The organism is Acinetobacter seifertii (assembly GCF_000368065.1).
GTDB lineage: Bacteria > Pseudomonadota > Gammaproteobacteria > Pseudomonadales > Moraxellaceae > Acinetobacter > Acinetobacter seifertii.
Window position 1 is genome coordinate 1 of the sequence record NZ_KB851197.1, and the last position, 3003, is coordinate 3003.

The 3003-nt window shown below is 35.3% G+C and carries 5 protein-coding genes; 4 read left to right on the top strand and 1 reads right to left on the bottom strand.

Annotated elements, in window-relative coordinates; translation table 11 throughout:
* The first annotated feature begins 122 nt into the window (after positions 1-122).
* On the top strand, positions 123-1046 hold the full coding sequence (gene repM, locus F985_RS04935) for a replication initiation protein RepM (RefSeq protein WP_004698334.1): 924 nt from the start codon (positions 123-125) through the stop codon (positions 1044-1046).
* Between the two features lie 67 nt (positions 1047-1113).
* Positions 1114-1659 (top strand): plasmid replication DNA-binding protein, encoded by a 546-nt coding sequence (locus tag F985_RS04940; protein ID WP_000736774.1) that lies wholly within the window; start codon positions 1114-1116, stop codon positions 1657-1659.
* 196 nt (positions 1660-1855) lie between these two features.
* Here the strand turns inward: F985_RS04940 and F985_RS04945 are convergent, their stop codons facing one another.
* Complete coding sequence (locus tag F985_RS04945; RefSeq protein ID WP_004698336.1) at positions 1856-2116, bottom strand: hypothetical protein; 261 nt, start codon at positions 2114-2116, stop codon at positions 1856-1858.
* Between the two features lie 166 nt (positions 2117-2282).
* On the opposite strand from F985_RS04945, the gene F985_RS04950 reads away from it, so the two are divergent.
* The gene (locus F985_RS04950) at positions 2283-2603 is read left to right on the top strand and encodes a type II toxin-antitoxin system RelE/ParE family toxin (protein ID WP_004698338.1); all 321 of its coding nucleotides are present in this window, start codon (positions 2283-2285) and stop codon (positions 2601-2603) included.
* Positions 2596-2868, top strand: coding sequence for a NadS family protein (gene nadS / locus F985_RS04955; RefSeq protein ID WP_000369781.1), 273 nt, complete (start codon positions 2596-2598; stop codon positions 2866-2868). Before F985_RS04950 ends, nadS begins: the two co-directional genes overlap by 8 nt.
* Positions 2869-3003: the final 135 nt, after the last annotated feature.

Consider the following 3003-nt stretch of genomic DNA (forward strand, 5'->3'; position numbering starts at 1 on the left):
TAAAACGAGGTTTACCTTGCATTAAAACGAGGTTTACCTTGCATTAAAACGAGGTTTACCTTGCATTAAGCGAGTTTATGATATAGCCTCGTCTTATTGAATTAAAAATATAACCTTTTCATATGAAAACAGAACTAATAGTTAAAGATAATGCATTAATTAATGCCAGTTATAACCTTGATCTAGTCGAGCAACGGTTAATTCTTCTAGCTATTGTTGAAGCAAGGGAATCGGGTAAGGGAATAAATGCTAATGATCCATTAACAGTTCATGCTGAAAGCTACATCAATCAATTTGGTGTACACCGAAACACGGCTTATCAGGCATTAAAAGATGCTTGTGATGATCTATTTGCAAGACAATTCAGTTATCAAAGTCTTAGTGAAAAAGGCAACATTATTAATCACAAGTCAAGATGGGTGAGTGAAGTCGCTTATATTGATAATGAAGCGGTTGTTAGACTTATTTTTGCTCCCGCTATCGTGCCTTTAATTACAAGACTAGAAGAACAATTTACAAAGTATGAAATACAACAAATAAGCAATTTAACAAGTGCTTATGCCGTTCGGTTATATGAGATATTGATTGCATGGCGTAGTACAGGAAAAACGCCTCTTATAACTTTGTCTGATTTCAGACAAAAAATAGGTGTACTCGATACTGAATACAAACGAATGTATGACTTTAAAAAATATGTCTTAGACATTGCATTAAAGCAAGTAAATGAACATACCGACATTACTGTTAAAGTTGAACAGCATAAGACTGGTAGATCAATTACAGGTTTTTCATTTAGCTTTAAACAAAAAAAATCAGTAACGAAGTCAGCTAAAAGTATAGGTGTAAGCGAAGATATAACGATCACTTTAACAGATGCACAACGCTATTCATTTGCGAGTAAATTGTCAGAGCTTCCAGAAATGGGAAAACTTTCACAAGGCACCGAAACCTATGAACAATTTGCTGTACGGATTGCAGATATGCTAAAACAGCCGGAGAAATTAAAAGAACTTACTCCATTACTTCGAAAAGTTGGCTTTCAATAAATGATGTCAATTGACATTGTAAAGTTGACAGTCAAGTATTAACACAAATTGAAAACTAGTTTACATAATGAAAAAACTGTCAGTTTCAGAGTTGGCTAAGCTTTACGGATATTCACGACAAGCCATATATGCGCATATAAACAAAGGAAATTTATCTAAAGGATCTGATGGATTAATTGACTTCGCAGAAGCCATAAGAGTTTTTGGGGAACCACAAAAGAAAGATACTAATGTCAATCAAAGTCAATCAATTAACAGTCAAAACTTGACAGAAGTTGACCTATTAAAACGTCAAGTTGACATACTGGAAAAACAGTTAAATCAAGCACTGTTTAGAGAAAATCAATCACTAGAACGTGAATCGTTTTATCAAGATCAGATCGAGGCCATGCAGCGCTTACTAGAAGCACCAAAAGCCAATATGACTACGTTTACCGATCAAGAACAGTCGCAAGCGAATGTAGCTCAAGTACAGCCAGAACCTAATATTGATGCTCCTAAACATGACGGATTGACTACTCCAGAGAATAAGCGCATTCCTGTTCCAGAGCATGTTGAACCAGAGCCTAAAAAGCGTGGCTTCTGGAGTCGTTTTTTTCTTCCATATGGTTAACTTAGGCTAAATAAAACCGTGGAACATTGCTCAATAAATAAGCGTGGAACGTGAAAAATCATAAAAAAAACCCACCTTGGGGAAGATGGGCTATAAACTAGAAACTACAGCATTGATTTCTATAGATAATTATAACGCATTTCGGATAAGGTGTATTATGTTAATTTTAGAAAATCTTCAACCTCACCTTAAAGAATTAATCTACTAGAGGATGCTCTTTCATTAAATTCTGTATGTCATTTGGGTCATAACAACCACATAAGCCTAGAAGAACTATGTCGGATATAGCATCAATACAACAACCTGAAACGACTTGCATACGTTGATTTTTGTCATATCCAAAAACTGTATATGTCAAATCTTCATCATCAAAATGATCTTTACAGATTGAACAGCAATCAGGGTATTTCTTCAAAACCTTATCAATATCCTTTTGCTGAGTAACAGTAACGCTCATATAACAACTCAAATAACTTTTCTTGGTCATAATTTTACATCTATATTTTTCTGAATATCCTTTTATTTAGCATGATGGGCGTTATTTGGAACGAGAGCGGACAACTCTCGTTTTTTGTTATGGAAACTGCTAAAATACAAGTACGCCATTGACGTATAAAGAGTCCATGTTATTTATTGAAACCAGCATCTTTACCAAGCAAATTAAAGACCTTGTATCTGATGAGGAATATCGTCAACTTCAGGAAGATCTTTTGGTACAGCCTGATAGAGGTGATCTAATCAAGAATGGCGGTGGTATTCGCAAAGTACGTTGTGCTCAAGGTAACAAAGGAAAAAGTGGTGGTATTCGGGTGATTTATTATTGGGTCACCGAGGATGATCAGATATTTTTCTTATTGGCTTATCCAAAATCAGTGAAAGATAATTTAACAGATAAGGAAACAGCCATTCTGCGCCAACTCGTGAAGGAGCAATTTCATGGATAACAACTTATTTGATGACTTGGTTGCTTCAATCAAAGAAGCTGGAGCTATCAAACGTAAAGAAGTTAAAGCAAGTCGAGTTACAGAACTCGAACTACCAGATATTAAAGAAGTACGTGAAAAAACAGGCTTGAGCCAAAATGAGTTTGCTGCACGTCTGCATATTAGTCCTCGTACCCTGCAAAATTGGGAACAAGGTCGACGCTATCCAACTGGACCAGCAGCTACATTAATTCGAATTTTAGATGCTCATCCAAGCCTTATTTGAAAAAATTACTTAAAAAAATGGGAGCTTAGCTCCCATTTTTATGTTATTCACCAATTAAAATGTCTATGCGATAAACCATTTAAAATGTCCTGTTTTTAACCACAAGAGTCAAGCACAGGATTTAACTTTCTTTGT

What these genes read in the sequence shown, in the direction of transcription:
- F985_RS04950 (WP_004698338.1), top strand. Translation starts at nt 2,283, where the DNA reads ATGTTATTTATTGAAACCAGCATCTTTACCAAGCAAATTAAAGACCTT.
- F985_RS04940 (WP_000736774.1), top strand. Translation starts at nt 1,114, where the DNA reads ATGAAAAAACTGTCAGTTTCAGAGTTGGCTAAGCTTTACGGATATTCA.
- repM (WP_004698334.1), top strand. Translation starts at nt 123, where the DNA reads ATGAAAACAGAACTAATAGTTAAAGATAATGCATTAATTAATGCCAGT.
- nadS (WP_000369781.1), top strand. Translation starts at nt 2,596, where the DNA reads ATGGATAACAACTTATTTGATGACTTGGTTGCTTCAATCAAAGAAGCT.
- F985_RS04945 (WP_004698336.1), bottom strand. Translation starts at nt 2,116, where the DNA reads ATGAGCGTTACTGTTACTCAGCAAAAGGATATTGATAAGGTTTTGAAG.